The organism is Asticcacaulis sp. AC460 (assembly GCF_000495795.1).
GTDB lineage: Bacteria > Pseudomonadota > Alphaproteobacteria > Caulobacterales > Caulobacteraceae > Asticcacaulis.
This window is the reverse complement of sequence record NZ_AWGD01000008.1, coordinates 86,976-113,525: the sequence shown is the minus strand read 5'-3', so window position 1 is coordinate 113,525 and position 26,550 is coordinate 86,976. Positions and strand designations below refer to the sequence as shown.

Genomic DNA, 26,550 nt, shown 5'->3' with positions numbered 1-26,550 from the left:
GATTCCCGATGTTAGTCAAGATTGCGTGAGGATCCGGTTATGCGCCGGTGCGGATAGCGTTAGGCCAGTCCATAAAGCACACCTCGAAAGAAATGGACTGCACGACCACAATTTCAGACGATGACAAAAGAGGTCATCTGACTCGTCCAGACTGTCAACCAAACGAAAACATCTTGCTTACAGTCCCCACCAAGTCTTCACCCCCTACCCCGGCTTGCCCACCAACAACCCCCTTCCATGCGGCGCGATATACAACGTCCCCCATTCCAGCGGATCACCGGCAATCGCCCGGAAATGCCCGAACTGATGCGCGTCATCATTGATCCGCACCCACGACCTACCCTCGTCGTCCGACCGCCACAGCCCTTCCTTACCCTTGACCTTGCCGGCCAGGTACACCGCCGGATAGCCGTCCTTGACCTTCGCCGCGCCGAACCCGACGCACCAGGCGACATCGACATCCTTGACCTGACTCATGCTCGCCTCGGCATCGCGCGAATGCAGCAGCCCATAGGGCGCGGCAAACCACAGATCCCGCATCCGCGTCGGCACCACCGCCAGCTGAGCGCCCTGCCAGCCCTCGACCTTGGGCAGGCCCGACACGATCGGCTTGAACGTCGCGCCACCATCGACGCTGATCAACACAGCCCCCGAAAACCGGTCATGGACATAGAAAACCCCGTCCGCCACCTTATCCGAGATCGGCGTCAAACCTTGATCCCTACCCGACGGCCACCCGGCGGCTTCCTTCCAGGTCCGCCCCTTGTCCGTCGAATACCAGGCGCCTTCCTTTTCCGGCACCCACAGCAACGATGTCGCCTTGGCCGAAACCACGATAATTCCTGAACTCTTCCACGGCTGGCCATCCACCGGCCGCCGATACGGTGACGCCGGAAACGCCGTCCAGCTCGCCCCCGCATCCTCGGAATACATGCCATGCGAACCGCTGTTGGTCGTCCGCGCCACAAAGGCCGGCGCCTGGCCGCCATAATCGACCGAAAAATTGGTCTCGCTGGCCGGCGTGAACAATCCCGTCGACGGCGTCGCCGTCAGATCGTCCCACGCCGCCCCGCCGACATCGCCCAACGCCGCCAGCACCACAGCGCCACCGGTCGGCGACGTCATCTGGATCGTCGCCGTCTCCTCCAGGTCCTTGATGTTGAAAGCAAACCGCACCGTCTCGCTTCCGGCCTTGGTCAGGTTCTCGCTCATCCACAGGCCGTAACCGGTGCCGTAGATCATCTCATCGCCATTGAACGGATTGATCTTCACGTCTGAAATCCAGTGGCCCATCTTGTCCTGGCCCTTCAGGAAGTTGATCAGCCACGGATAGCCCGAAGCATCGTGCTTCGACTTGTCGCCCAAAGGAATCCACGTCCCGCCGCCATCGCGCGACACATAGACCTCATCCCCGGGCCACCACCGGTCGATCGTCGACACCACCACCGTGCCGTCCGGTCCGACATCGACGCCCGAGAAACCGAAACTGGCGCCACCGACCGGCTTGATCGGCGAAATCTCACGCCACTTGCCGGCCTTGTCGCGCTTCCACACCCCGCCCTGGCTGGCATAGCTGGGGTTGACGACATTCTTGCCGTCACCATGCGCAAAGGTCACATACAGCGAACCATCAGCCGCAAACACCGCATGCTGCGGCATCTGGGCCGGCGTGCCCTCGACCGGCTGCCACGACGTACCATCCTGGCTGACGAACAGCCCCGCCTTGGCGTCATAACCCCCGGCATAGATGGCGCCCGAAGCAGGATCGATCAGCACCAGGCTGAGGTTGGTCGCCGGACCATTGACCTTGCCGAACGAGGCACCGCCATCCGTGCTTTTCCACAGGCCATCCTGGTTGGAACCGTACCACAGCACCTTACCGTCCTTCGGATCGACCACCAGCCGGTCACCCGAGCCGCGGCCGTCGCTATTGCCCCCGACCTTGATATCCAAAGCCGTCTTCTGCCAGGTCTTCCCCTGGTCGTTCGACCGCAGAATGGCGCCCTTCCCGGCCCAGTCGGCCAGATACAGCCCGCAGGCGGCATAGACCTTGTTCGGGTCATTGGGATCGACCGCCATCGACAGCACGCCCATCAGGTCGGCTTCATCATGGCTGAGATGATCCAGCAGCGGGATCCAACTCTTCGCCGCGAAATCGTAGCGATACATGCCGCCGATATCGGTCCGGGTATAGAGGATGTTCGGCGCCTTCGGATGGTACAGGAACCCGTCGACATAACCGCCGCCACCGAACGGAATGGTGGTCCAGGTGTACGGCGCATCGGCCGCCTGGGCGCCCGTCCCAACCAACGCAATCGCCGCCGAAGCCAGTAAAACCTGCCGTCTGTTCATTGTGGTCTCCCCACCATAATGCCGCGCCCATCCGGCGCTATGTATAACACACCGTGCTCTCGCGGATCGCCGGCAATGGCACGCATGCGGCCGAACCGCGTCGCATCCGTATTGATCCGCGTCCAGTGAACACCTTCATCGTCGGAACGCCATAGGCCCTCTTCACCACTCACCATGCCCCATAGGAACACCGCCGGATAGGCTTTACCCTTCGCCGCCTTCCCGAACGTCACTTGCCACGCCTGATCGACACCGGCCACCGCCACCGGCTGGCCTTTGACAATCCGATATAACGCCGAACCCGAGGCCAGCCATAGCTCCTCCTCGCGGCCGGGCACCGCCCGAAGCTGTCCCTCACCCGCCGGCAAACCGCCCACCAGCAGCCCGAACGACTGGCCGCGATCGCGCGACACCAATACCTGCCCGGCCACCCGATCCAACATGTAAAAGGTCGCGTCATTGACCTTGTCGGCGATCGGCTCCTGGCCGCGCTGCGGCGCCGGCCAGCCCTTGGACAGGGTCCAGGTCTTGCCGCCGTCGCTGCTGTAGTAGGCCGGATGGTTTTCCGGCACCCAGATCATCGTCCGGCCCTTGGCCGAGATGGCGATCTTGCCCGAACGGTTGTTGTTCCAGTCCTTGGTCTGCAAAGGCGGCGGCTCGGCCGGCAGCGGCTGCCAGCTATCGGCGCCATCATAGGAAATATAGCCGCTGATAGCCTCATTGTCGGCGCTGCGCACGATAATGTTCGGCGCCAAAGCCGCAAACGCCACCCCCTGGTTGGTCTCGTGCGTCGGCGAAAACAGCCCGCGCGACGGCGTCTGGCTGAGGTCATGCCAGGCCGAACCCGACACATCGCCGGCCGCCATCAACACCTTCGGTCCCTTGGGCGGGCTTTCCAGCCCCAGGATCACCGTCTCCTCGAAATTCTCGTTCTCGAAGTCGAAAACAACCGCCCCACCCGCTTCCAAGGCCGACAGGTTGCGCGTCATCCAAACGCCGTAACCCGTCCCGTACAACAGTTCCTCGCTATTAAACGGGTTGATCTTCAGCGCGTCCATCCAATGGCCCATCTCCTTGCGGGCCGTGGAATCCTCGTCGTCGCCCTTCATGTAGTTGAGCAGCCAGGGATGCCCCCCGGCCTTGTGCTCAGCCTGACTCTTGAAGGGTTTCCACGTCGCCCCGCCATCGCGCGACAGATAGATATCGTCCCCGACCCCGCTGTAGCGGTTCGACGTCGCCACGACCAAAGACCCGGGATGCTGACGGTCGAGATCGAGCCCGGAATAGCCGAAGGTCAGCTCCTTGCTGGGTTTGGCCGGCGTAATATCCGTCCAGACATCGCCTTTCAGCTTCCACACGGCGCCGTCGCTGACACCCCAGGGCCCCAAAGCATCGGCAAAGGTGACATACAAAGTGCCATCCGTATCCAGCGCCATTTGATGCGGGATCATCTTGGGCGAACCCTCGATGCGCTTGAACGTCTCACCACCGTCAACACTGCAATAGAGCCCGTCGCCGGTATCACCCGACCCGGCATAGATCGTCTTGCCGTCGATCAGAACCGTGGTGACCGCCTTGGGGACAAACGCCGCCACCCGGCTGAAACTCTGGCCGCGATCGGTGCTCTTCAACAGCCCGTTCTGCGGCGTCCCCAGCCACAACACATCGCCGTTGTTGGGATCGACCTGCAGCCGCTCACCGGCGCCACGGCCCATGGCGTTACCGCCCAGCTTGATCCCTTTCAAGGTTGTCTTCTGCCAGGTCGCCCCCTGATCCTCGGACCGGATGACGCCACCGTCGGGCACACGATCGCTGAGATACAGACCACAGGTCGCATACAGCCGCTGCGGCGCATTGGGATCGACGGCGAAGGTCATGACGCCGAAACAGTCCCAGTCATCGCGGCCGAAGCCGTCCATCAACGGCACCCAGCGCCGGTTCGCGTAGTCATAACGATAAGCCCCACCGACATCGGTCCGCGCGTACAAAATATTGGGCGTCTTGGGATGAAATAGGAAGCCGTCGACGAACCCGCCACCCTGGAACGGTATGGTTTGCCAGCTGTAAGGTTCAGCGCAGACACAACCGGCCACAAGCGCCAGCATCCCTGCCAGGACTATCGCCTTCCCGTTCATCTCGCGCCCCGTTTGTTTATTTTATAATATAAAACGTTTTTCACACCCAAAACCGCGGGTCAAGCAGAAGGTAGGGTGTTCACGACGGGGTATTACAAACGCCCTCCTCTCCACGCAGTGGGGAGGTGCCGGCGAAGCCGGCGGAGGGGTATCTTACGTAAGTCCGATCGCCGCCCGGCTTCAGACCTACCCATCCCGCTCAGGCGTCGGCGGGCCATCGCTTTTTGTCCCGGCCTTCTTCTCGCTCTCGCGCTTCAGCGGCCCGCGCACGTGACAGACCTCCTGGAGATACCCATCCAACTGATTGACGATATGATCCGACACGATGCTGTAGTGGATGAACTTGCCCTTCTTCACGCCGGTGATCAGCCCGGCATTCTCCAGTATGCTCAGATGCTTGCTCAACGACGGCTTGGCCATGTCGAAGCGCTCGGCGATCTCGCCGGCGGTCATGGTCGCCTTGCTGAGATAGGCGAGGATTTTCAAGCGCGGTTCCGAAGCCAGGGCCTCGAAGGTTTTGACCATTTTCATGGAAGGTGCGTCCGGATGGCGCACCCTCGACATTCCATCATTTAGCCTATTGACGAACTGTAAAGGGCGGCGTAACGATTAGCTAGTTAGCTAAATGTATGCCGATCCGCTCAACAAGTCAAGGATCAGCCGGGGGCAAAAGCCATGTACGCCAAGGCTAAACAGTTCGGGGGGCCGGAGGGGGGAGAAGGCGCGCTTCGGACCATCATGGGGACGGACTGGTACCGGCTCCATCCGGCGGTCCAGGCGCGCTTTCTTCACGAACCCGCCGTCGACGAACCCGTCCTCTACGAAGGCGTCATGGAAAAGGTCCACTGCTCGAAGGCCGGCTGGCTGTTCGCCCAGGTCACCCGTCTGATCGGCAACCCGCTGGCCGCCCAACGCGGCCGCAACGTGCCGATGCAGGTCCACCTGATCAAACGCCCGGGCCATGGTGGCGTCTACTGGCAACGCAGCTACTTCTTCGAGGACAAACCCTTTGTCGTCACCTCGGCCAAGCGCGAAAACGCCAAGGGCCAGCTCTGCGAATATGTCGGCTTCGGTTTCGGCATGCGCCTGCGCGCCTTCGCCCGCCACGGCGCCCTGCACTTCGTCAGCGAGCGCTACTTCTGGGAAGTCGCCGGCGTGCAGATCCCCCTGCCCCACTGGCTGAGCCCCGGCCGCACCCATGTCAGCCACACCGACCTGGGTCACGGCCGGTTCCGCTTCACCATCGCCATGGATCACGCCTGGCTGGGCCGGACCTTCTACCAGACCGGAGTCTTCCACAGGAGCTGATCATGGAAGCCCTTTTACTGATGATGACGATCCAGGGCTGCCTGGGCGCTTTCGACACGATTTACCACCACGAATTCACCGAACGCCTGCCGTGGAAAGCTTCCGCGTCTCGGGAATTATGGATTCATGGAATCCGCAACTTTTTCTACGGTATTATTTTCCTGTCCCTGGGCTGGATCGCCTGGGGCGGCGAACTGGCCTGGGTCTTCGCCGCCACGCTCATTGGCGAGATATGTCTCACCCTATGGGATTTTGTCATCGAGGACCAGAGTCGGAAACTTCCGCCCAGCGAACGCATTACCCACACGGTCCTGGCCATCAATTACGGCGTCATTCTGTGCCTGCTGACGCCCGTCCTCCTCGGCTGGGCGGAATTTCCCGCCGGCTTCCACCTGCAATCTCATGGCCTGTGGTCATGGGTGATGACCGTTTTCGCCGCCGGCGTTACCGCCTGGGCGGTGTTCGACTACCTGCGCTCAAGCCGTTTCCGCGCTCCCGCCGACGTCCCGCCGCTACACCTTTCCCAACCGAATCAAAGGGTTCTGGTCACCGGCGGCACGGGCCTGATCGGCTCACGCCTGGTCCAGGGCCTGATCGACGACGGCCACGACGTCACCGTCCTGACCCGCGACAAGTCCAAAGCCGCGAAATTCCGCGGCCGCCTCACCCTGATCGACAGCCTGAGCCAACTCAACCCCGTCGACGTCATCATCAACCTGGCCGGCGAATCCCTCAGCAACGGCTTATGGACCAAGGCAAAGAAGCAAAAACTCTATGCCAGCCGCCTCGACCTGACGCGCGACCTGATCGCCTGGATCGCCACCGCGCGGGAAAAGCCGCGCCACCTGATCAACGCTTCCGCCATCGGCGCCTACGGCCACAGCGACACCCTGGAGTTCCGCGAAGCCTCCGCCCCCGGCGAACCCGACCTGGCTTCAGACCTGTGCCGGCAATGGGAATCCCTTGCCCAGCAAGCCACCCGATACGGCACCAAGGTCACCTTGATCCGCCTCGGCATCGTCCTGTCGCTGGACGGCGGCGCCCTGGCCCAGATGCTGTTCCCGTTTGAATTCGGCGGCGGCGGCCCCATGGGCAGCGGCCGGCAATGGATGTCGTGGATCCATATCGACGATGTCGCCGGCCTGATCGGCCACGTCATCGACAACACCCTCGAAGGCCCGGTCAATGCCGTGGCGCCGCAACCCTTACCCAACCTCGACTTTACCCGTACCTTGGGCCGCGCCATGCACCGCCCTGCCATCATGCCACTGCCCGGCTTTGCCCTGAAACTGCTGCTGGGTGAGATGGCGCAAACCATACTGCTCAACGGCCAGAAGGTCATTCCCGCCCGGGCGGAAACCACCGGCTACCGTTTCCGCCACCCCAATCTCGACGGCGCGCTGCATCATTTGCTCGGCGGCAAGATGTGATGTACCACCGGGGAAAGGAGTCTCCCCATGGTTCAAGTCTACAACATGCCCCCCGAGGAACTGGCGCAGCATCTCGAAGCCCGCGACGTCCTGCTGATCGATGTCCGCGAAGAGAACGAGTTCGCCGACGCCCGCATCGACGGCGCGATCCTGGCGCCGCTGTCCACCTTCGACCCGGCCGCCCTGCCCGACCCGCACGGCAAACGCGTGGTGCTGCAATGCGCCGGCGGGGTTCGCTCCGTCCGTGCCCTGGAAGCCTGCCAGGCGGCGGGCCTCGACATAACCGATCACCTGGCGGGCGGGATCAAGGCCTGGCATGCCGCCGGCCTTCCGATCGTGCGCTAATCCAGAGTCGACCGGTACCGCCGCATCGCCACCACCGTCGCCACGGCGATAAACACCAGCAACGGCCAGATGTTGGGCCACATGGCGGTAAAATCCGCCCCCTTCAGCATGACCGACCGCACGATCCGCAGGAAGTGCGTCAGCGGAAAAATTTGCCCGATCGCCTGGGCCCATTCCGGCATGCCGCGGAACGGGAACATGAACCCGGACAACAGCAACGACGGCAGGAAGAAGAAGAACGTCATCTGCATGGCCTGCATCTGGGTGCGGGCGATCGTCGAAAACGTAAACCCCACCGCCAGGTTGGCGATGATGAATAGCGCCACCCCGAACGCCAATAGCCAGAACGACCCGATAAACGGCACCCCGAATACATAGGCGGACGCCAACAGCACGATCGCCGTCTGGACCAGGCCGACGCCGATATAGGGCACGATCTTGCCCACCATGACCTCCCATGGCCGCGCCGGCATGGCCAGCAGGTTCTCCATATTGCCGCGCTCAGTCTCACGCGTCATGGCGATCGAAGTGATCATGATCATCGTCATGGTCAAAATCACCCCCAGTAGACCCGGTACGATATTGTACTGGGAAATACCTTCGGGATTGTACATCCGGTGGACGACGATATCGACCGGCGGCGGGCCTTGCGCCAATCCCGCCCATTCGCCTTTCAGGTCCTGACGCAGGGCGGAATTGACGATCATCTGGATCATCCCCACTGCGTTGGAGGCCGCCGACGGATCCGACGCATCGGCCTCGATCAATACCTGCGGATGATCACCGCGCAGCAGGTCGCGGGTAAATCCCGCCGGTACAGTGATGACGAAGGCAACCTTGCCTGACTGCAGAGCATCGGTACCTTCCTTCGCGCTGCTCACCTGGCCTTCGATATCGAAATAGGTCGAGTTCTCCAGGCCCGCCGCCAGCGACCGCACCACGGCGGAATTGTCCTCCAGGTACAAAAGCGTCGGCAGATGGCGCGGGTCCGAATTGATGGCGAAACCGAACAGGGTCAGTTGCACCACCGGCACCATGATCATCATGCCGAACGTCATGCGGTCGCGCCGCATCTGGATGAATTCCTTGATCAATATGGCGAGGATGCGGGTCAGGGGCGCGAACATGTCAGGCCACCACCGTGTTATCGACGGACTGGTCCATCAGGTGGATAAAGACGTCCTCCAGGCTGGGCCGCGCCTGGCGCCAGGTGACCCCGGCCACCTGTTCCCGCGCGATCAGTCCCTTCAACGCGTTCAAATCGCCGCCCGACACATGCAGCGCATTGCCGAAATAGGCGACATGGTCGGCGCCCGGCTTGCCGCGCAGCCGTTCCATCAACTCCCGCACGCCCGTGCCCTCGGCAACAAACGTATAGAGCCCGCTTTGATCGATAATGTCTTCGACACGGCCTTGGGCCATTAGCTTGCCGTAGGCGATATAGACAATCTGGTCGCAGCGCTCGGCCTCGTCCATGTAATGGGTCGACACCAGCACGGTCAGTCCCTGGGCCGACAGCCGATGGATCTGGTCCCAGAAGTCGCGCCGTGCCTGCGGATCGACGCCGGCGGTCGGCTCATCCAGCATCAGCATCTTCGGATTGTGCAACGTACAGGCCGCCAGGGCGAGGCGCTGCTTCCACCCGCCCGACAGTGTCCCGGCCAGTTGCTTCTGCCGTGTCGTCAACCCAAGCTGTTCCAGGGTCTGGTCGACCACCTGTTTCTTGTTGCGGATATCATAAAGGTTGGCGACAAATTCCAGGTTCTCGCGGATGGTCAGGTCCTCCCAATAGGAGAACTTCTGCGTCATATAGCCGACCTGGCGCTTGATCTCGCGGCTCTGCTTCAGGATGTCGTATCCCAGGCATGTCCCCTGCCCTGCATCGGGCCGCAACAACCCGCACAGCATACGGATGGTGGTGGTCTTGCCGGACCCGTTTGGCCCCAGAAAGCCCCACACCTGGCCGCGCGGCATGGCGATATCGACGTTGTCGACGGCCTTGCGCTTGCCGAAAGTCTTGGTCAGCCCGCGGACATCTATGGCGAGATCGGTTGTCACAGCCGTACATCCACCGGCTGGCCGGCGTGCAAGGCGTCGGGTTTTTCCGGCACGGCCTCGATCAGGAACATCAGCTTCTGGCGTTCCTTGACGGAATAGATAACCGGCGGCGTGAACTCGGCATTGGCCGCGATAAACCGCACCCGGGCGGTCTGAACCGCACAGCCATCACACGACACCCTGACCACCGTGCCGACCTTGAACTTCGCCAGTTGCCCCTGCGGCACATAGAACCGCACGAATTCGCGCCCCTTCGGCCTCACGGTCAGAACCGGCGCCCCAGCGGCCACAAACTCCCCCGGCTCTCTCAGACGCTCATCGACCTGGCCCGTCAAACGCGCCCGCACCGAGCGCTCATCCACCGTCCATTGCGCATTGGCGACATCGGCCGAAGCCGCAGCCGCCTGGGCCTCGGCCGCGCGCTGTTGGTCCAAGCGCGCCGACTGGCGGCGTTCCGCGATCAGCCGATCGATATTGGCCACCGCCGCCCGCGCTGACCGGGTCTGCGTCCGCAACGCATCCATCTGCGCCGCCGAGACAAAGCCCTTGGGCTCCAATTGCGCATACCGCGCCTCATTGGCGATGGCGAGATCCAGCGCCGCCTGGGCCTGCACCCGCTGGGCCAGCAGCGGCGCGATGTCGGCTTCGCGCGCCCCCTTGCTCAGGTCCGCAGCCTGGGCCGAAGCCGCTTCGGCTCGGCTCTGCGCGCCCGCTAAACTATTGCCGGCCTGGGTCTGATCCAGCGTAAACAGCACCTGTCCGTCCGCGATGGCGGCGCCGCGATCGACATCGACCGTCGCCAGCCAGCCCGACTGCGGCGCGGCAATACTGACCGACTGCGCCTCGACATAGCCGCTGTAGCTATCGGCCGGCTTGACGGAACAACCGGCCACCATCAACAACGCCACCAAAGCCAAGCTACGCATGGTTCAATCCCCTGAGAAACAGTTGCACATGGGCCTTCAGATAGGGTTCCGGCGGAAACGGAACCTCTTCCGTCGGGGCGAACACCACCGACCACATCACCGATTTCAACACCGGCGCGATGAACAGATGCGCCGCCATTTCGCCGGTCATGCCGGAGATTTCACCACGCGCCAGAGCCCGCTCGAACAACGCCGTCAATCCCTCCAGCATCTTGCCCACCACCTCACGGCGGTAAAAGGCGGCCAGATCCGGAAAGCGTTGCGCTTCGGCGATCAGCAGCTTCGGATAGACCGGCAGCTTGCCGGTGGCGATCGCCGCTCCGGCCATTTCGACGATGCGCATCAAGGCCGGCTCCAGCGGCCCGTCATAGCCTTTCAGGAACACCGACGCCAAAGCCACTCGCGGCGCGATATCGCGCATGATCAGGGCTTCGAACAGGGCCTGCTTGGTCGGGTAATAGAGATAGACGGTGCCCTTGCTGACCCGGGCTTTGCGGGCGACATCCTCCATGCGCGCACCCTCGAAGCCGTGCTCGGAGAACTCCGCCAGGGCGGCGTCGAGGATATCGGCCTGGCGCACTTCCGGCGCGGCGCGGCGCGATCGCAAAGGCACAGGCTCAACCATGACACTTCCATTCAGTACTGACCAGTCAGTACTGAACTACGCCTGAAAAAGGCGGGAGTCAATCCTCCCGCCTCACCTCAGATCTTCAGGAACCAGCGCTTGACGTAGAACGGCACCAGGAACAGCCCGCAGATCACCAGCACCCCGAAGGCATACAGGAAGGACATCAGGTAGGGATCGCCGACCTGCGCCAGGATCCAGGTCGTCGCAGCGCCGGTCAGGCCGCTGATACCCAACCCGATCGACAACAGCCAGGCGAAGACATAGACCAGGATGGCATTGGTGCCGAATAGCTTGATCGGCACCGCCCATGTCTTGTAGCCCAGCCGGTCCATGATCAGCATCAGCACGGCCAGCACCGTAAAAGCAAAGCCACAGCTCAACAGCACGAAGGTCGGCGTCCACAGCTTCTTGATGATCGGCACGGACGAGTCCAAGCTCAGCGCCGCCAGCATCAGCAGAACCCCGATAATGAACACCCCGCCCCAGGCGTTGCGCGGCGTCCGGGCGTTGATATACAACCCCATCAGGATACCGAACAGGATGTTCGACGTCGCCGGAATGGACGACAGCAGGCCTTCGGGGTCATAGGTCACCGCCCCGTCCCACACGTGGTCCTTGCCCAGAACCAGCATGTCGATCCAGGCCGGCCACGAATGGACCGGGTCCCACTGATTGGCCCCGGCCCCATCCGGCACCGGTACATATTTCAGCAACACGGCATAGGCGACCAGGAAGCCGACTCCCCACAGGGCCAGCGGGCGAGCATGCAGGATCAACCCGCCTTGCTGGTTCTGGTGCGAATGCAGCACCACCAGCGCCGAGGTGATGGCGTAGCAGAGACCAATCCGCTGCAGCACGCCCGGGAAGCGCCAATGTCCGAAATCGAACTGCGGCAACAGGTTGAGGAACAGGCCGATCCCGATCAGGATGGCCGCCCGCCGGAGACTATGGACCAGCAAGGCCGTCTTGCCGCCCGCCTGCATCCGGCGCCCCAGCGACAGGGTCATGGACAGTCCGACGCAGGTCATGAAGCCCGGAAATACCATGTCGGTCAGGGTGAAGCCGTGCCATTCGGCGTGATCCAGGGGCGCGTAGATATGACCCCAGTCGCCGGCATTGTTGGCCAGCAACATGCCGATGATGAACAGGCCGCGCAGGATATCCAGCGCTTCGAACCGCACCGAACCCGGCTTGGCGGCAGCAGGCTCCGCCTTCTTTTCCCGCTTTTTAAACGCAATGACTTCGGCCGCCATGGTCTCTCCCTTGTTTTCCCGACCCTAACCGATTTGCCAGGAAATGCCAGCCTATGCCATGCCCGGCCAGAGGCCGAATTATATCTTGCCCGGAACAAAGGTTCAGGTTTAGGTTGCGCGAATAATAACGCGCTGCGGGGCGCGATTAGCCGGGGGTGACAGAATGCGCCAGATATGGATCGCCTGTGTTCTGCTGTTAAGCCTGGGGGTAACGGTTCAGGCCAGCGAAGTCTTCGCCTATCCCCAAACCTACGTCACCATCGAAAAGCCAGCGAATGGCACGCCTGTGCTCGTGGTCCGCCCGGAGGTGAGTTTAGGCATGATCACGGCGGCGGGCGCGTACGAACGCCGCGACGACTGGTCTGAAAACGCCACCCAATACCTCAATGAAGCGGCCACGACGGCCCTGACCGCCAAAAGCTACACGACACAATCGGCTGAACTGACCCAATTCGAAGACGCCCATGACCTGCAGTTGCTGAAACTCAATTCAGTTGTGGTTGACACCATTGCAATGAACGAAGTGCCGCTGTTCGCCCTCCCGACGAAAACCACGTTCGACTGGACCCTGGGTGAAGGCGCCGCGGCACTGGCACCTGACGACGGCGACGTCAAGCCGGCGTATGTTCTGTTCGTTCAGGCGCAGGGCACTTATTCCTCCGGTGGGCGCGCCGCGCTGGCGGTCGGAATGATGGCGCTGGGCGTGGGCGTTCCCATGGGAGGACAGGTCGTCAGTGCTTCACTGGTCGACCTGACCAGCGGCCGTGTCGTGTGGTACGGAACCTATGCCGTCGCGCCGGGCACCGATATACGGACGGCAGAGGGGGCGAAGACGGCCATCAAGCAACTGTTCTTCAAGTTTCCTCTGTGAACGCCATGCCCGGTCATCTTCACCGCGCAATCGTCCTCGCTCTGGCTCTGACGGGCACATCGTTTGCAGCCCACGCCGCCACGCCGCCACCTGTCAAAACAGGGGTGGAAACGCTTCTCGCTGCCGACTACCCTGAACGTAAACCGGGGCAACGTCCGCAGACGGGCAGTGTCGAGGGCGGCATATGGAGAATGTTTGCCGACGCTGAGCACGCTGCACGCAGCAATGGCGACCGTAATCTTGATCCCGAACTCAATGCGTTTGTGTCCGCGACGGTCGCCCGAGTGGCCGGCCCTTTCGCGGGAGATGTCCGCGCCTATGTTATGGATCGTCCAATGTTCAACGCTTTTATGGCGGGGAATGGCTATACAGAGGTCAATTCGGCGCTGTTGCTAAGGTGTCGGACCGAGGACCAACTGGCATACGTGGTAGGACATGAAGCCGGCCACTTTCGCCACTCTCATTCATTACGCCGTGCACAAGAAGGCAAAGACGGCAGGAATGCGATCCTGGCCTCGCAATTGATCATTACGGCCATCGGAGTATCGGCGATAAACAATACCGACTCCTATTACACCATGCGCGATATCGCCAACCTGTCGCGTGACTTGATGGAAATCTCCTATTTAGCCATTTTGACATCCGTCCTGAGCTATTCCCGCGAAGCCGAATCTCAGGCCGATGCCTGGGGGCTCCTCTACACCCGCGAAGCCGGCTACATTACAGGTGACAGCTACGAGGTATGGCAAAGCCAACTGGATGAGGATCAGCATTCGGACTTCGAAGCCAGGCGCAACAGCGGCGGCATTTTCGATATGTTCGCAACCCACCCCATGAACGAGTTGCGCATAATCGCTTTGCGGGAGCAGGACAGGGCGATGAACGGCGGGACGGCCAGCACACGCTCTGCCCAGGATGCAAAGGCCGCCCGAAGAGCCTATCGCGACCACATCCGGCCCTTCCTGTCCTCATGGCTGGAGGACGATTTGAAGCTGCGCGACTACGGCAGTACGCTTTATGTTGTCGATCGCCTTTTGATCGACAACGACGACGCCGGCGTGCTCAACTATTACAAGGGCGAAGCCTATCGCCGCCGGGCAAAGGGCGATGACCTGAACCAGGCCCTGGCCGCCTATCGCACCGCTGTCGGTTATCCGGACGCACCGAAACAGACCTATCGTCAAATCGGCGAGATCCACCGGCGCAACGGCGATACGCCCCAGGCGATCGAAGCCTTCGAACTGTATGTCGCGGGGGCTCCCGACGCCGAAGACGCCTGGTTGATCCAGGACCAGATCGACACCTTGAAAACATCATCCGGTAATGAGCAACCCGCTGCGACGACGGGCGAAGCGGACACCAGGGGGCTTTGATGCGCATACAAACCTGTCTTCGAGTTTTATCGGCGTCGCTGATCCTGGGCATGACCCTGACAGGCTGCGTCACCCTGGCCACGCTCGCACCGGCCGGCAACTATTCGGTCAAGAGCAAATATGCCGTCACGCTTGACCGGGCCTGGTCCGATGTCAGCAAGTTCCCGACGTCGGGCCGTACGCCCAAGGTTCGCGTCCTGACGATCGACGGCCTTATGCTGAACCGGTTGCACATTTCCGATGGCCTGACGACCTCTGAGCCGTTGGTGATCAAACCGGGCACGCGCGACGGCAAATCGACACCGGCCCTGCGCGGACACACCAACATGTCCCTGTCGGAACAGATAGAATTCGTAACGCAATCAGTCACCGAACTGGACTATCTGCGGGTCACCTCTTCCTCGCCCAAGCCCGTAACCATCAGCGGCGTCCGGGGCGTGCGTTTCGAGTTGTCGGGCAAGACGCCGGACGGCCTGAACGTCAAAGGCTTGGGACAGGCCGTGTCGAAAGACGGTAAAAACTACTACATCGTCTATCTGGCACCCGCCGAACACTACTACCAGGCCAGTCTGTCGAATGTGATCGCCGTCATGGACAGCGCCAAGCTGCCGTAACACCGGCGAACGGCTCTGGATTTGGGATCGCCAAAAATCGTTGTCAGCGCTACCATCAAGGCATTAAGCACCCATGTTAATAGGCACGTGTCACTGCGGCAAATCCGGTTGGCGCCTTGAAGGCGATCCCGGCTCGATCACCGCCTGCAACTGCACGCTTTGTCGTCGCTATGGGGCGCTCTGGGCCTACGACTACGAAGACGAACGCATTCGCCTGACGGGCTTGACAACGTCCTATGCACGCAACCGCGCCGATCCAAGTCTGGAAATCCGCTTCTGCCCGGCCTGTGCCTGCGTGGTGGCGTGGCGAGGGTTAAGGCTGGAAGACGATGGCCGCCGGCGGGTGGCAGTCAATGTGCGACTGGCTGCGCCCGAAGAGGTCGCTCATTTGCTGATCGACCATTTCGACGGTTTCGATACGTTCGACGATCTACCGAGCGATGGACGATGCGTGCGCGATATGTGGTTTTAGCAACCTCTCGCGGAATTTCGACGCCATGAGAACATGAAAAACGGACACGCCTTCTCAAAGTGTGCGAGGTGCGCCGGGTCTAGTTGTCCGTGATTTTGCGGCCCTTCACCGTCACGTCCGAGGCCGACTTGACGGTGACCTTGCCTGTGGCATCAATGGTAATGTCGCTGCCCGACAGAAAGATCTCTCCCGATTTTTTCATCACCAGCCGCGCCTTGCCGGTCCCCAGCGAGATCTCGTCACCCGCCGTCACCACCACCCGCTTGTTCGCACTGACCGCCACTGTGTCCCCCGCCGCTGCCGCCTGTTCCAGCCGGGCCAGACGTGCCTCCAACGCGGCAACCCGCGCCACCTCACCGCTATCGCCCTGCGCTGCACCGGCCACCGCCGCCGTCACAATCATCCCGACAACCGCGCCGCCGGCAAACATCAGCCAGGTTTTCATAATCATCTCCAAAAAAATTTTCAAAAAAACACACCCGATCCTAGCCCCGGAACACCGCAAATCCAAGTCCTACAACGAGTCAGGTTGACCTGACATTTTTTCCGATGTAAGGTTGACATGACATCACGGAAAATGTAAAGTCGACCTTACATTCACCGGAGCTGAAAACCTCATGACAACCGCTTCTCCCAACGCCCGATACATGATCGGCATGTCCTTCTGGATGGTGCTGTATGCCGCGGCCCTCATCGGCTCGATCTTATTGATCAAGAGCCTGCAGCCCACCGGCCCCCTGCTCTATGTCCTGGCCGTGGCGCCTGCCTTGCCGATCGGCGGCACCATCATTGTCTTTCTGCGCTATATCGACGCCGTCGACGAATATGTCCGCGCCATTACCACCCGCCGCTTCGTCATCGCCACCGGCCTGACCCTGTTCCTGTGCACGGCCTGGGGCTTCCTGGAAAACAACGCCGGCGCTCATGAATTTTCGCTCTACCTGGTCTATCCCCTGTTCTGGGGCCTGTACGGCGCGACCTCGATCTTCGTGAGGCAGGCGTCATGAAACAGTACCTGCGGGAACTGCGCACCGAGAAGGGCCTGACCCAGGCTGACCTCGCCGCCCAGCTCGGGGTGTCACGCCAGGCGGTCATCGCGCTGGAAACCGATAAGCATATTCCGTCCCTGGACCTCGCCTACAAGATTTCCGCCGTATTCGACCGGCCGGTGGAAAGCATCTTCGAAAACCCCTACCGGCCGGCCTAAACCCTTCTCTACAAAGGAATCTTCCGATGACCGATCGTCCCCTCGCGGAACGTGACCGCTACTACCTTACCCGGCCGATCACGCCCGACTTCTTCTACCTGCTTCGCCTGATCGCCGGCTTAGCCTTCTTCGCCTTCCTGTTCCTGGAACCGGAGCACCGCCTGGCCAAAGCCCTGATTGATGCCGCCAACCGCTGTCTCACCTTCATCACCACCCTCTAAGGAAACACCACCATGTCCGAATCCCCAAAACGCAAAAAAGGCCTGTCCATGGGCGCCATGTTCGCCATCGGCATCGGCATCTTCGTGGCCTGCGCCGTCGCCTATTCCCAATCCAAGGCCGAAACCGTCCACTTTCCTGACGAAGCCCATGCCCGCTTCAGCGTCACCGTCACCGGCGAAGGCCCGGACGTCATCCTGATCCCCGGCCTGGGCTCCCCGGCTACGGTGTGGGACGGTACGGTCGCCAAGTTCAAGGGCCAGTATCGCTTCCACGTCCTGAACCTGTCAGGCTTTGGTGGTGAACCCGCCGGCGCCAATGCGGAAGGCGATATCCTGGCGCCGTCGGTCGACGCCGTCGATGCCTATATCAAGGCCAACGGCCTGAAGCAGCCAGTCGTCGCCGGCCATTCTTTGGGCGGTCTGATGGCCCTGATGCTGGCCAGGTCGCACCCTGAGGACGCCGGCGAGCTGGTCATTGTCGACGCCCTGCCCTTTATCGGTCTGATCTTCGATCCCAACGCCACGGCGCAGGGCACCGCGCCCCAAGCAGCCGCCATGCGCGACGGCCTGGTCAACGCCCCGGCGGAAGCCTTCGCCGCCCAGCAGCGCGCCGGCGCCGGTCGCATGGTCACCAGCCCGGCCGACCAGGAAACGGTCGTCGCCTGGTCGCTGGCCTCTGACCGCCGCGTCTTCGCCCAGGCCATGTACGAAGACCTGGTCCTGGACCTGCGTCCCGACCTGGCGAAGATCGCCACGCCGACCACGGTGATCGTACCCGTAGCCTCGCATTACGGCATGACCCAGGACGCAACCCTGGCCTTCTACAAAACCGCCTATACCGGCCAGCCGAACGTGACTTTCACGCCAGTCGACAAAAGCCTGCACTTCATCATGCTAGACCAGCCGGACGCCTTCTACACGGCGCTGGAAGCCGCGCTGAAGTAGTCACAACACCGTCTGGTACTGCACATACTGGGTCAGGTCGGCGACCTTGTCGTACAAAGCCCGTGCCCGTTCGTTATGATCGTGGGTGACCCAGTAAAGCCGTCCCATACCCCGCGCGCGGGCATCGTCCGCGACCGCAGCAATCAGGGCCCGCGCCGCACCACGGCCGCGGGCCTTGTCGTCGACATACAGGTCTTCGAGATAGCAATAGCCGTCCTTCGCCCAGGTCGAGCGATGCAGGATATAGGTGGCGAACCCGACCATCTCCCCCTCGACCCGCGCCACGACCATGAACATCGCCTCCTCGACGTCCAGGAAACGCGCAAACGTCAGATCCGTGACCTCTTGCGGAAGGGGCTGGTTGTAGAAATCGAGATAGGCCTGCCACAGCGGCTGCCACGCCGCCTTGTCCTCTGCCGTTACCGCGCGAATATCCATGGGTCACCTCCGGCGCCGTCCTATCGCGACGGGTGCCTCGCCGCAACCGCATAAATTCATCTTATCGAACATAAAATTATAATCGATTGTCCTTATGTAACAACAGCCCGTAACCTCAACATATCGATTTCTGAGGAGCGACCTGATGTCCGAAGCCAAATGCCCCTACCACCTGACCACCTCGGCCGGCGCGCCAGTGGCCGACAACCAGAACGCCCTGACGTCCGGGCCGCGCGGCCCCCTGCTTTTGCAGGACTACCAACTGATCGAAAAGCTGGCCCACCAGAACCGTGAGCGCATCCCCGAGCGCGTTGTCCACGCCAAGGGCTGGGGCGCCTATGGCACCTTCACCGTGACCCACGACATTACGAACTACACCCGCGCGGCCATCTTCTCCGAGGTCGGCAAGACCACGCCGTTGCTGACGCGGTTCTCGACAGTTGCCGGTGAACTGGGCGCCGCCGACGCCGAACGCGACGTCCGCGGCTTCTCGGTCAAGTTCTACACCGAAGAGGGCAACTGGGACCTGGTCGGCAATAACACGCCGGTCTTCTTCATCCGCGATCCCTACAAGTTCCCGGACTTCATCCATACGCAAAAGCGCCACCCGAAAACCCACCTGCGCTCGGCGACCGCCATGTGGGACTACTGGAGCCTCAGCCCCGAAGCCCTGCACCAGGTGACCATCCTGATGTCCGACCGTGGCATCCCGGTCTCGCCCATGCACATGGATGGCTTCGGCTCGCATACCTTCAGCTTCATCAATGCGGATAACGAGCGCTTCTGGGTCAAGTTCCACTTCAAGACACGCCAGGGCAAGGTCAACTACAGCAATGCCGAGGCTGCCGACGTCATCGGAAAATCACGCGAAACCTACCAGGAAGCCCTGTTCGGCGCCGTCGACTCCGGCCGCTTCCCGAAATGGGACCTGTACGTCCAGGTCATGCCGGAACTGGAGGCCGAGACCACGCCGTACAATCCGTTTGACCTGACCAAGGTGTGGCCGCACGCCGACTACCCGCTCATCCCGGTCGGCGTCATGGAGCTGAACCGCAATCCCGACAACTATTTCGCCGAGATCGAGCAGGCCGCCTTTTCGCCATCGAACATTGTGCCGGGAATCGGCTTCTCACCCGACAAGGTGCTGCAGGCGCGGATCTTCGCCTATGCCGACGCCCACCGCTACCGGTTGGGGACGCACTATGAAGCCCTGCCGGTCAATGCGCCGAAATGCCCGGTGCACAACTACCATGCCGACGGCCAGATGCGCTTCTTCGCCCCCCAGACGGCGACGGAGGCCTATTACGAGCCCAACAGCTTTGGCGGTCCGGCCCAGGCGCCCCAATACCGGGAACCGCCGCTGCGCATCTCAGGCGACGCCGACCGCTATGATCATCGCGCCGGCAATGACGACTACAGCCAGGCGCGCGCCCTGTTCAACCTGTTCGATGACGGCCAGAAGTCACGAACCTGCGACAGCATCGCCGGATCTATGGCCGGCGTGCCGGAGTTCATCGTCGCACGTGCCTTGGAGCATTTCGACCGGATCGATCCGGCCTATGGCGACGGAATCCGCAGTGCCCTGGCCGCCCGGACAGCGGCGGTCGCGTAATTCCTGCGGCGGTGAAGGTCAGGCCTTCACCGCCCGCTTGGTGAAGACGCCGATTACCATCCCCACCAGCACGACATGGCAGAACAGGGCGTTCAGGAAGACCACATCGATGTTGGGCGGATAGCGCGGTGTCTGGCCGACGGTCGCGATCGACATCGGCACCACAACGTAGGTCATGACGGCATAGAGGGCGACGCCATAGACAGCGCCTAGCACCACGGCGTGGCGCGCAATCAGCGGGACGAGCTTCGCCACGGCAAAAAAGATCAGAGCCATGGCAACGGCAATACCGAAGTGTGAAACCATGCCCAGCGCAAAGGTCCCCCATCCGCCGCGATAGGCCGCTTCGCCCATCCAGCCACCGGCAATCGACTGACCGATGCGCATGGGCGGGACATCGGCCTTCCAGCTCCAGAACAGGAACGCGTCGACAATGTCCAGCAAACCGGCGACCAGGCCGCCGAGGACCACGATCTTCAATCCACCCCTGCCCGACATGAAAAGCCTCCCCGAAGGTGATTTTTCGGAGAGGCTAACACGATTTCCGGAAAACGGGAAAGGTCTTCAACCGCGGCGGGTTAACCACGACGGACATGCATCGGACCGCTCTCATGATGGTGGGTGACCGCCCAGGCGCTGACCAGGCCGATCAAAGCGATGCCGATCAGGCTGGTGGTGACCATGGCCGGTTCGTTGTCGCGATAGATATTGGCCATCATGATCCAGAACAGCGCCCACATCAGCGCGCCGGCATAGACCAGGCTCTCCGTCATCCAGGTCATAACACCGCCAAACAGGATGAGACCGACCAGGAAGCCCAGCGACACGCCGACATGGCTGGGGTCCAGCGCATAATATCCGCTGACCAGAACGGTGGTCACATTAATGGAAAACGCGGCCGTCAGCCAGCCGGTGACCAGTGCCAGGGGGGCGAACACCATGATCTCGTCCAGCCGTGACAATTGAATGTCCTGACGCAGCTTCAACAGCCCGCTGACGCCCAGGATCAGGCCCGACAACACCAGAACAACGCTGACCCAGTCGAAGCCGGCGATCGGCACCCAGACCTGCCACAGGGCGTTGATCGCCCAGATACCGGCCATGTTCCATCCCGCGGCCGCCAGGGCGCGATTATGTTTCTGTTCCGGTAAAATCTGCCAGATGGCCGACACCAGGGCGAACAGGAAGATAGCGCCCCAGATGGTGAAGGCAAAGTTCCACGGTACCAAGGGATGGGTGGCGACGGCGGAGCGCAGTTCGACACTGATGCCGGTATCCAGGACTTCGGTGAGACGGGCGCAGACGATCTGGGCGATCGCGGCCAGGAGGATGACGACGGCCTGGAAAGCGCGGCCGCGCGAGCGCATGAGTACAAGGTCTTTTGCCATTGACATGTCCTTCCGGGGAGAAAAGGAAATGCCCCCTTTGGTCTGCCACCGCAGCCAGCCGATTAACCGTATGGCAAGGATTTCATAAAGATTCCATGCGAGCACGCCGCTGGCATTTGTCACTTTGTCGTGCACCGCCGGGGCGTGAGGTCAGGCTTTTTTGACGAACTCTGTCCGCAGCACCAACCCCTTGACCTTATCGGCATTGCACTCGATCTCGGCCGGATCATCGGTCAGCCGGATATTGCGGATCAGCGTGCCGCGCTTCAGCGTAACGCCGCCCGAGCCCTTGACCTTCAGGTCCTTGATCAGGGTGACGCTGTCGCCGTTGTTCAGGCGCGTGCCATTGCTGTCTTTGACAAGGATATCGTCTTCGTCGCTCATGGCAGCCTCCGTTTCGAAGGCTGCCTACCGTGCGCCGTTAGTCGTGGCAATAGCCTTCGCCGAGAGCAACGACAATACAGTCCTTCTTGCCGGCCAGCCACTTCATACCGGTGTCGTCGCCGGTGCCCTTGCGGATGGTAAAGGCCTGACCGTCGCGGGTGAACTTGATCCCGTTGTCGACCCCGATACCGGCAAAATCACGCGGACCGTCCAGATTGACCACCGTCACCTTATAGGTGCCGCCATTGGGCGTGACCGTCAGCGATGTCCCTTCCGGTCCGGTCCACTTCCCGGTGAAGGTGTCCAGCGACGCCGATGATTCAATGAAGGACGCCTCCGCCGAAGTGATCGAGGTCGCCGCGGACTCGGCGATGACACTGGTGGTCGTGGTCGTGGTCGTCGTCGTGGACGTTTCCGTCTTCGGCGAACAAGCCGCCAGGGCCAGCAGCGAAGCCGTCGCAATCAAAAGGGTCCGGGTCATGGTGGTGTCTCCTTGATATCGTTTCCCGGCGAACCTAGGCCAGTCCGCACCGCGGGTCGATAAGCCTCTGCGCCTTATTTTGTTAGCGAACGGCAAACGCACACCCGCCGAATCACCCAAATGTTTTTCAAAAATGAAATTCCCGGTTGCCAGATAACGGGGTTTTGTTCATAATCATAAACGTGACGTTAACCGCTGTTATCACGGCCTTTTTCTTGGCTTGATAAGTTAAAACCGTCATTTGTCTAATAAATACGATGATAGATGAGGTCTTTTAAAAGAAAAGACCCCGGGGATGGAACATGCAATACGACGATTTCTCGGACCTGACCGGTCTCGATCTGTATAACGCCGCCGCTGCGGTCGAAACCGAAGACGGCACGGTTCTTCGACTGAACTCGACCAGTGGTAACAGCGTCGGCGCGGTGTTTTCCGACACCAAGGTTTCGGCGGCCGCCTTCACCAGCCACTTCCAGTTCCGCATCACTGAACCCGGCAATGGCGGCGCCGACGGCCTGACCTTTGTCCTGGCGGCTGGTGAAACCGGCAATGGCGCCTCGGGTTACGGCGAAGGCCTGGGCTATGCCGGCCTGGCCAACAGCGTCGCCATCGAGTTCGACACCTGGCAGAACGCGAATGAAAACGGCAACCATATCGGCATCGACCAGGACGGCTCGGTGACCTCGGTGGCCTATTCCGAAGTCGAGACACCCATGGACAACGGCAATGTCTGGGACGTATGGGTCGAATACAGCGGCGGCACCCTGTCGGTCTTCCTGTCGGACAACGGCATCAAGCCGGCGACGGCGCAGCTGACCTATGCCATCGACCTGATCGCCGTGCTGAACACCAACCTGGTCTCGGTCGGCTTTACCGCCAGCACCGGCGGTTCGACCGAAATCCACGACATCCTGTCCTTCAGCTACGACTCGCAGACCGTCGCGCTGAACGGCGACGCCGACCGAAACGTCCTGACCGGCGACGGCGCCAACGACACCATCAACGGCAATGGCGCCAATGACAGCCTGTCGGGCGCCGCCGGTAATGACATCCTGGACGGCGGCACGGGCAACGACCTGCTGTATGGCGGCCTGGGCGACGACAGCTTCTATATCGACAGCAGCCTCGACCGTATCGACGAGGAAGTCGGCGAAGGCACCGACACGGTCTACAGCTCCGTGACCTACTCCCTGGCGGGCGCCGCCGTCGAAGTCGGCATCCTGAGCGGTGAAGGCCATATCAACCTGACGGGCAATACGCTCGACAACAGTTTGACCGGCAATACCGGCAACAACATTCTCAACGGCGGCACCGGCGCGGATACCCTGGCCGGCGGCCTGGGCGACGACACCTACGTCGTCAACATCGCCGGCGACGTCGTGACCGAAGGCGCCAGCGAAGGCACCGACACGGTCCAATCCCATGTCAGCTATACCCTGGGCGCCAACCTGGAAAACCTGACCCTGACGGGCACGGCCAACACCAAGGGCACCGGCAACGGGCTGAACAACATCATCAACGGCAATTCCGGTGACAACCGCATCGATGGCGGCGCCGGCAACGACGTCCTGAACGGCCAGGCCGGCGTCGACACCATGGTCGGCGGCCTGGGTGACGACAGCTTCTACGTCAGCAACAGCGACAGCCGCGTCACCGAAGCCACCGGCGAAGGCAACGACATCATCTATGCCAGCGTCAGCTACAACCTGCACGGCCGCTATGTTGAAACCCTGCAACTGACCGGAACAGAAAACCTCGACGCCACGGGCAACAGTTCGAACAACACCCTGATCGGCAACAGCGGCAACAACACGTTGAACGGTCTGGGCGGCAAGGACGTCCTGACGGGTGGCCTGGGGGCGGATATCTTCCTGTTCCAGTTCGGCGCCGCCAAGGACACGATTGCCGACTTCAGCGCCGCGGAAAACGACACGATCAACATCAACGGTTTCACCGCCGGCGTCACGCACGCTGAGTTCGTCACCCAGTCGGGTTCGAACGTGCTGATCACGATCAACAGCACGAACATCATCACGGTCAACAACGCCACCACCGCTGACGTGCTGGCGCACATTGTGTGGTAAAAAAAATCAGCAAAATAAATACCTTATACCTCCCCGCTATGCGGGGAGGTGGATCATTTGCTGGAAGCAAATGAGACGGTGGGGGATTTGGCCCGCAGAAGCTTGACCTCGAACACGGCCATATCTGTCCGGCTGATGGTATGTCCGGCCTCTAAACGCTCTCCTAAAACGGATAATTGCTGAAAACCTGCCGAAACTGTTTGTCCTTGGCGATCGACACCGGCGTCACCAGATCCTGGTCGAGTATCCGGGCGTAACAGGCCTCGAACTCCAGCCCCTTACAGTCCTCATGCCGCTGCCAGCGCTTTTCGATCAGCGATTTGGCCAACCCGTTGTCGGCATTCAGATCGCGCACCTTCTGGACCGTGCCGATCGTCAACCCGGCCTTGCCATAGGCGAGATACGGCAACTCGCTGCAATAGATGGCGCGGTTATTGAACGAAAAGAAGATGTCATAGGGCCGGCCATCCAGCCGATGCGCCGCCTTCAAGACGGTACGCGCCTGATCCGGCGTCAAATCCCGGCGATAGACCGCATAACGCCCGCCCTTGCCGCGCTTCACCCAACTGCGCAAAGGCACTGACCTCACGTTCCCGCCGGCCTCGATGACGTACCAGCCGTCTCTGCGTTTTTCGACGATTCCCATATGGGTAAAGGCGCTGCCGGTCGCGGCGAGGATCGCTGCCGATTGGTTGCTGTCTGAGGTCTGGAATATCAGATCGCCGTCACGAAAGTCCGGCGCCTTGCTCATGACACGCACCCCGGCATAGACGATCAACACGGTCAGCACCGCGGTGATCCCGATCAGCCATGTCTTGCGTTTCATCTTGCCCCCCACCGGCGATTTGACCTACACAACCACAACTTCCAGGACTTGACCATGCCCCTTGCCGTCCGCCGCATCGCCCATTCGACCCCCGACTACGACGCCATGGTGGCTTTGCGCCGCGCCATCCTGCGCACGCCATTGGGGCTCGACTTTACGGCGGAGCAATTGACCACGGAAGCCGGCGATATCCACCTGGCCGCCTTTGCCGGCGAAGACCTGATAGGCACGGTCGTCCTGACGCCGTACAAGGCGGACACGTTCAAACTGCGCCAGATGGCCGTGGCGGACTCGCATCGTGGCCAGTCGATCGGAGCGCAACTCCTGACCGCCGCCGAAGAAACCGCCCGCACCGAAGGCGCCACGCGCATCATCCTGGCCGCGCGGGTTACGGCGCGTGACTTCTATGCCCGCCACGGCTACATCGTCGAAGGCGACGAATACACCGAAGTCACCATCCCCCACGTCACCATGGCCAAGCTCCTGGTCTGATCTCTTCGTTTTCAGGTACCCCATGACTGAGCTTCCGGCACCGCGTCTGCACATCGATCACCGTGTCATCACGGACATAGAAAGCGCTGAATTGAGCATCGGCGTCGCCACGGAAGCCTGGGCAGTGCAGCGCAAATCCTTGTTCGGCCAGCCCATCCATGCCTGGCTGTACGGTCCGGATTACACGCATGCTTGGTGGGACCTGTCGATCTCGGTCGACGAACATTCGGGTGAGGATGCCGAACCTGCCCCCGATCTCAGCCTACCTCTTGACGGCCTGGCCTTTCCGGCCGACCTGGCAGACATCACGGGTCTGCGGCTGACCGAAAGCGACCAGGTGGAGACCGAAGCCTTCTATGGCAATGACGCGCCGGCCCTGACGCAAAACCGGCTGAAAATTGGAGACTGGCTGGATGAACAGCACCTCATGGTCCATTGGTCGGCGGAATACAACTGGGGCGGAAACCGGCCTGAGGTCATTCCCTTTCTTTATGAGGGTCCGGTCAGATTCACCGGCATCCAGATGACGGTCAAAAAGGACGAGGACGCGCCGGTGCTGCTGTCGCACGCTCTGCCCCGTCTCGCCTTGTCGGGTCTGGATATGATCCTGGGGCGCGAGTTCGTCTACGACCGCAAATCTGGCCTGTCGCCGGACCGGCGCCGCTGGCGGGAAGTGTCCTGGCAGCGCAAACCGCGCCCCGTCTAGC

The 26,550-nt window shown here is 61.5% G+C and carries 30 protein-coding genes; 15 read left to right on the top strand and 15 right to left on the bottom strand.

What is annotated here, in order from left to right; all coding sequences use genetic code 11:
- Positions 1-204: 204 nt before the first annotated feature.
- From ABAC460_RS28980 to ABAC460_RS28970, 3 genes are all read right to left on the bottom strand, one after another.
- Positions 205-2,352 carry a sialidase family protein gene (locus ABAC460_RS28980; protein WP_023452108.1) on the bottom strand — a complete coding sequence of 716 codons (2,148 nt, stop codon included), beginning with the start codon at positions 2,350-2,352 and terminating at the stop codon, positions 205-207.
- Positions 2,349-4,487 carry a sialidase family protein gene (locus ABAC460_RS28975; protein WP_031236394.1) on the bottom strand — a complete coding sequence of 713 codons (2,139 nt, stop codon included), beginning with the start codon at positions 4,485-4,487 and terminating at the stop codon, positions 2,349-2,351. The genes ABAC460_RS28980 and ABAC460_RS28975 overlap by 4 nt, the downstream gene beginning before the upstream one ends.
- Positions 4,488-4,673: 186 nt before the next feature.
- Complete coding sequence (locus ABAC460_RS28970) at positions 4,674-5,018, bottom strand: metalloregulator ArsR/SmtB family transcription factor (protein WP_023452106.1); 345 nt, start codon at positions 5,016-5,018, stop codon at positions 4,674-4,676.
- A 144-nt stretch (positions 5,019-5,162) separates the two neighbouring features.
- Here ABAC460_RS28970 and ABAC460_RS28965 point away from each other — a divergent pair, with 144 nt between their 5' ends.
- The 3 genes from ABAC460_RS28965 to ABAC460_RS28955 are packed head-to-tail and all read left to right on the top strand — an operon-like array spanning position 5,163 to position 7,570.
- Positions 5,163-5,795 carry a DUF4166 domain-containing protein gene (locus ABAC460_RS28965; protein ID WP_031236392.1) on the top strand — a complete coding sequence of 211 codons (633 nt, stop codon included), beginning with the start codon at positions 5,163-5,165 and terminating at the stop codon, positions 5,793-5,795.
- 2 nt (positions 5,796-5,797) lie between these two features.
- A complete protein-coding gene (locus ABAC460_RS28960; protein WP_023452104.1) occupies positions 5,798-7,225 on the top strand; it encodes a TIGR01777 family oxidoreductase in 1,428 nt (475 codons plus the stop codon).
- Positions 7,226-7,252: 27 nt separating this feature from the next.
- The gene (locus ABAC460_RS28955; protein ID WP_023452103.1) at positions 7,253-7,570 is read left to right on the top strand and encodes a rhodanese-like domain-containing protein; all 318 of its coding nucleotides are present in this window, start codon (positions 7,253-7,255) and stop codon (positions 7,568-7,570) included.
- Here the strand turns inward: ABAC460_RS28955 and ABAC460_RS28950 are convergent.
- From ABAC460_RS28950 to ABAC460_RS28930, 5 genes are all read right to left on the bottom strand, one after another.
- The gene (locus ABAC460_RS28950; RefSeq protein WP_023452102.1) at positions 7,567-8,697 is read right to left on the bottom strand and encodes an ABC transporter permease; all 1,131 of its coding nucleotides are present in this window, start codon (positions 8,695-8,697) and stop codon (positions 7,567-7,569) included. The two genes, ABAC460_RS28955 and ABAC460_RS28950, sit on opposite strands and share 4 nt — an antisense overlap.
- A 1-nt stretch (position 8,698) precedes the next feature.
- Positions 8,699-9,628 carry an ABC transporter ATP-binding protein gene (locus tag ABAC460_RS28945; RefSeq protein WP_023452101.1) on the bottom strand — a complete coding sequence of 310 codons (930 nt, stop codon included), beginning with the start codon at positions 9,626-9,628 and terminating at the stop codon, positions 8,699-8,701.
- Positions 9,625-10,554, bottom strand: coding sequence for an HlyD family secretion protein (locus ABAC460_RS28940; protein WP_023452100.1), 930 nt, complete (start codon positions 10,552-10,554; stop codon positions 9,625-9,627). The genes ABAC460_RS28945 and ABAC460_RS28940 overlap by 4 nt, the downstream gene beginning before the upstream one ends.
- Positions 10,547-11,179, bottom strand: a complete 633-nt coding sequence (locus ABAC460_RS28935; RefSeq protein WP_023452099.1) for a TetR/AcrR family transcriptional regulator — start codon at positions 11,177-11,179, stop codon at positions 10,547-10,549. Before ABAC460_RS28935 ends, ABAC460_RS28940 begins: the two co-directional genes overlap by 8 nt.
- 77 nt (positions 11,180-11,256) lie before the next feature.
- Positions 11,257-12,435 carry an acyltransferase family protein gene (locus tag ABAC460_RS28930; protein ID WP_023452098.1) on the bottom strand — a complete coding sequence of 393 codons (1,179 nt, stop codon included), beginning with the start codon at positions 12,433-12,435 and terminating at the stop codon, positions 11,257-11,259.
- Between the two features lie 163 nt (positions 12,436-12,598).
- Between ABAC460_RS28930 and ABAC460_RS28925 the strand changes: the two genes are divergently transcribed.
- The 4 genes from ABAC460_RS28925 (at position 12,599) to ABAC460_RS28910 (ending at position 15,765) form a co-directional block, all read left to right on the top strand.
- Positions 12,599-13,306: a hypothetical protein gene (locus tag ABAC460_RS28925; protein WP_023452097.1), complete on the top strand. Its 708-nt coding sequence runs from the start codon at positions 12,599-12,601 to the stop codon at positions 13,304-13,306.
- Positions 13,307-13,311: 5 nt separating this feature from the next.
- Positions 13,312-14,679 carry a M48 family metallopeptidase gene (locus ABAC460_RS48830; RefSeq protein WP_155914574.1) on the top strand — a complete coding sequence of 456 codons (1,368 nt, stop codon included), beginning with the start codon at positions 13,312-13,314 and terminating at the stop codon, positions 14,677-14,679.
- Entirely contained in the window at positions 14,679-15,293 is a 615-nt protein-coding gene (locus tag ABAC460_RS28915; RefSeq protein ID WP_023452095.1) for a hypothetical protein, read from the top strand. Before ABAC460_RS48830 ends, ABAC460_RS28915 begins: the two co-directional genes overlap by 1 nt.
- A gap of 73 nt (positions 15,294-15,366) precedes the next feature.
- Positions 15,367-15,765: a GFA family protein gene (locus tag ABAC460_RS28910; protein ID WP_023452094.1), complete on the top strand. Its 399-nt coding sequence runs from the start codon at positions 15,367-15,369 to the stop codon at positions 15,763-15,765.
- A 79-nt stretch (positions 15,766-15,844) separates the two neighbouring features.
- On the opposite strand, the gene ABAC460_RS28905 is transcribed toward ABAC460_RS28910, so the two are convergent.
- The gene (locus tag ABAC460_RS28905) at positions 15,845-16,210 is read right to left on the bottom strand and encodes a hypothetical protein (RefSeq protein ID WP_155914573.1); all 366 of its coding nucleotides are present in this window, start codon (positions 16,208-16,210) and stop codon (positions 15,845-15,847) included.
- 172 nt (positions 16,211-16,382) lie between these two features.
- On the opposite strand from ABAC460_RS28905, the gene ABAC460_RS28900 reads away from it, so the two are divergent.
- Genes ABAC460_RS28900 through ABAC460_RS28885 form a run of 4 tightly spaced genes read left to right on the top strand, consistent with a single transcriptional unit; the run spans position 16,383 to position 18,138 of the window.
- The gene (locus ABAC460_RS28900) at positions 16,383-16,772 is read left to right on the top strand and encodes a membrane protein (protein WP_031236390.1); all 390 of its coding nucleotides are present in this window, start codon (positions 16,383-16,385) and stop codon (positions 16,770-16,772) included.
- A complete protein-coding gene (locus tag ABAC460_RS28895) occupies positions 16,769-16,972 on the top strand; it encodes a helix-turn-helix transcriptional regulator (RefSeq protein ID WP_023452091.1) in 204 nt (67 codons plus the stop codon). Before ABAC460_RS28900 ends, ABAC460_RS28895 begins: the two co-directional genes overlap by 4 nt.
- Before the next feature lie 26 nt (positions 16,973-16,998).
- On the top strand, positions 16,999-17,193 hold the full coding sequence (locus ABAC460_RS28890) for a hypothetical protein (RefSeq protein ID WP_023452090.1): 195 nt from the start codon (positions 16,999-17,001) through the stop codon (positions 17,191-17,193).
- A gap of 12 nt (positions 17,194-17,205) precedes the next feature.
- Positions 17,206-18,138: an alpha/beta fold hydrolase gene (locus ABAC460_RS28885; RefSeq protein WP_023452089.1), complete on the top strand. Its 933-nt coding sequence runs from the start codon at positions 17,206-17,208 to the stop codon at positions 18,136-18,138.
- Here ABAC460_RS28885 and ABAC460_RS28880 read toward each other — a convergent pair whose 3' ends face one another.
- Positions 18,139-18,576 (bottom strand): GNAT family N-acetyltransferase, encoded by a 438-nt coding sequence (locus ABAC460_RS28880; protein ID WP_023452088.1) that lies wholly within the window; start codon positions 18,574-18,576, stop codon positions 18,139-18,141.
- Between the two features lie 145 nt (positions 18,577-18,721).
- On the opposite strand from ABAC460_RS28880, the gene ABAC460_RS28875 reads away from it, so the two are divergent.
- Positions 18,722-20,188 (top strand): catalase, encoded by a 1,467-nt coding sequence (locus ABAC460_RS28875; protein WP_023452087.1) that lies wholly within the window; start codon positions 18,722-18,724, stop codon positions 20,186-20,188.
- Between the two features lie 18 nt (positions 20,189-20,206).
- Here ABAC460_RS28875 and ABAC460_RS48090 read toward each other — a convergent pair whose 3' ends face one another.
- The 4 genes from ABAC460_RS48090 to ABAC460_RS28855 all read right to left on the bottom strand — a co-directional run bounded on the left by ABAC460_RS48090 (position 20,207) and on the right by ABAC460_RS28855 (position 22,441).
- Positions 20,207-20,686 carry a hypothetical protein gene (locus ABAC460_RS48090; RefSeq protein WP_155914572.1) on the bottom strand — a complete coding sequence of 160 codons (480 nt, stop codon included), beginning with the start codon at positions 20,684-20,686 and terminating at the stop codon, positions 20,207-20,209.
- A gap of 80 nt (positions 20,687-20,766) precedes the next feature.
- The gene (locus ABAC460_RS28865; RefSeq protein WP_031236389.1) at positions 20,767-21,576 is read right to left on the bottom strand and encodes a hypothetical protein; all 810 of its coding nucleotides are present in this window, start codon (positions 21,574-21,576) and stop codon (positions 20,767-20,769) included.
- A 150-nt stretch (positions 21,577-21,726) separates the two neighbouring features.
- On the bottom strand, positions 21,727-21,960 hold the full coding sequence (locus tag ABAC460_RS28860; RefSeq protein ID WP_023452084.1) for an alkylphosphonate utilization protein: 234 nt from the start codon (positions 21,958-21,960) through the stop codon (positions 21,727-21,729).
- Positions 21,961-21,997: 37 nt separating this feature from the next.
- A complete protein-coding gene (locus tag ABAC460_RS28855) occupies positions 21,998-22,441 on the bottom strand; it encodes a hypothetical protein (protein WP_023452083.1) in 444 nt (147 codons plus the stop codon).
- Positions 22,442-22,743: 302 nt separating this feature from the next.
- Between ABAC460_RS28855 and ABAC460_RS48085 the strand changes: the two genes are divergently transcribed.
- On the top strand, positions 22,744-24,525 hold the full coding sequence (locus ABAC460_RS48085; RefSeq protein WP_023452082.1) for a lectin-like domain-containing protein: 1,782 nt from the start codon (positions 22,744-22,746) through the stop codon (positions 24,523-24,525).
- Positions 24,526-24,688: 163 nt separating this feature from the next.
- Here ABAC460_RS48085 and ABAC460_RS28850 read toward each other — a convergent pair whose 3' ends face one another.
- A complete protein-coding gene (locus tag ABAC460_RS28850; protein WP_023452081.1) occupies positions 24,689-25,351 on the bottom strand; it encodes a YiiX/YebB-like N1pC/P60 family cysteine hydrolase in 663 nt (220 codons plus the stop codon).
- A gap of 54 nt (positions 25,352-25,405) precedes the next feature.
- Between ABAC460_RS28850 and ABAC460_RS28845 the strand changes: the two genes are divergently transcribed.
- Both ABAC460_RS28845 and ABAC460_RS28840 read left to right on the top strand, forming a co-directional pair.
- A complete protein-coding gene (locus tag ABAC460_RS28845; protein WP_023452080.1) occupies positions 25,406-25,843 on the top strand; it encodes a GNAT family N-acetyltransferase in 438 nt (145 codons plus the stop codon).
- A gap of 22 nt (positions 25,844-25,865) precedes the next feature.
- Entirely contained in the window at positions 25,866-26,549 is a 684-nt protein-coding gene (locus tag ABAC460_RS28840) for a hypothetical protein (protein ID WP_023452079.1), read from the top strand.
- Position 26,550 lies beyond the last annotated feature (1 nt).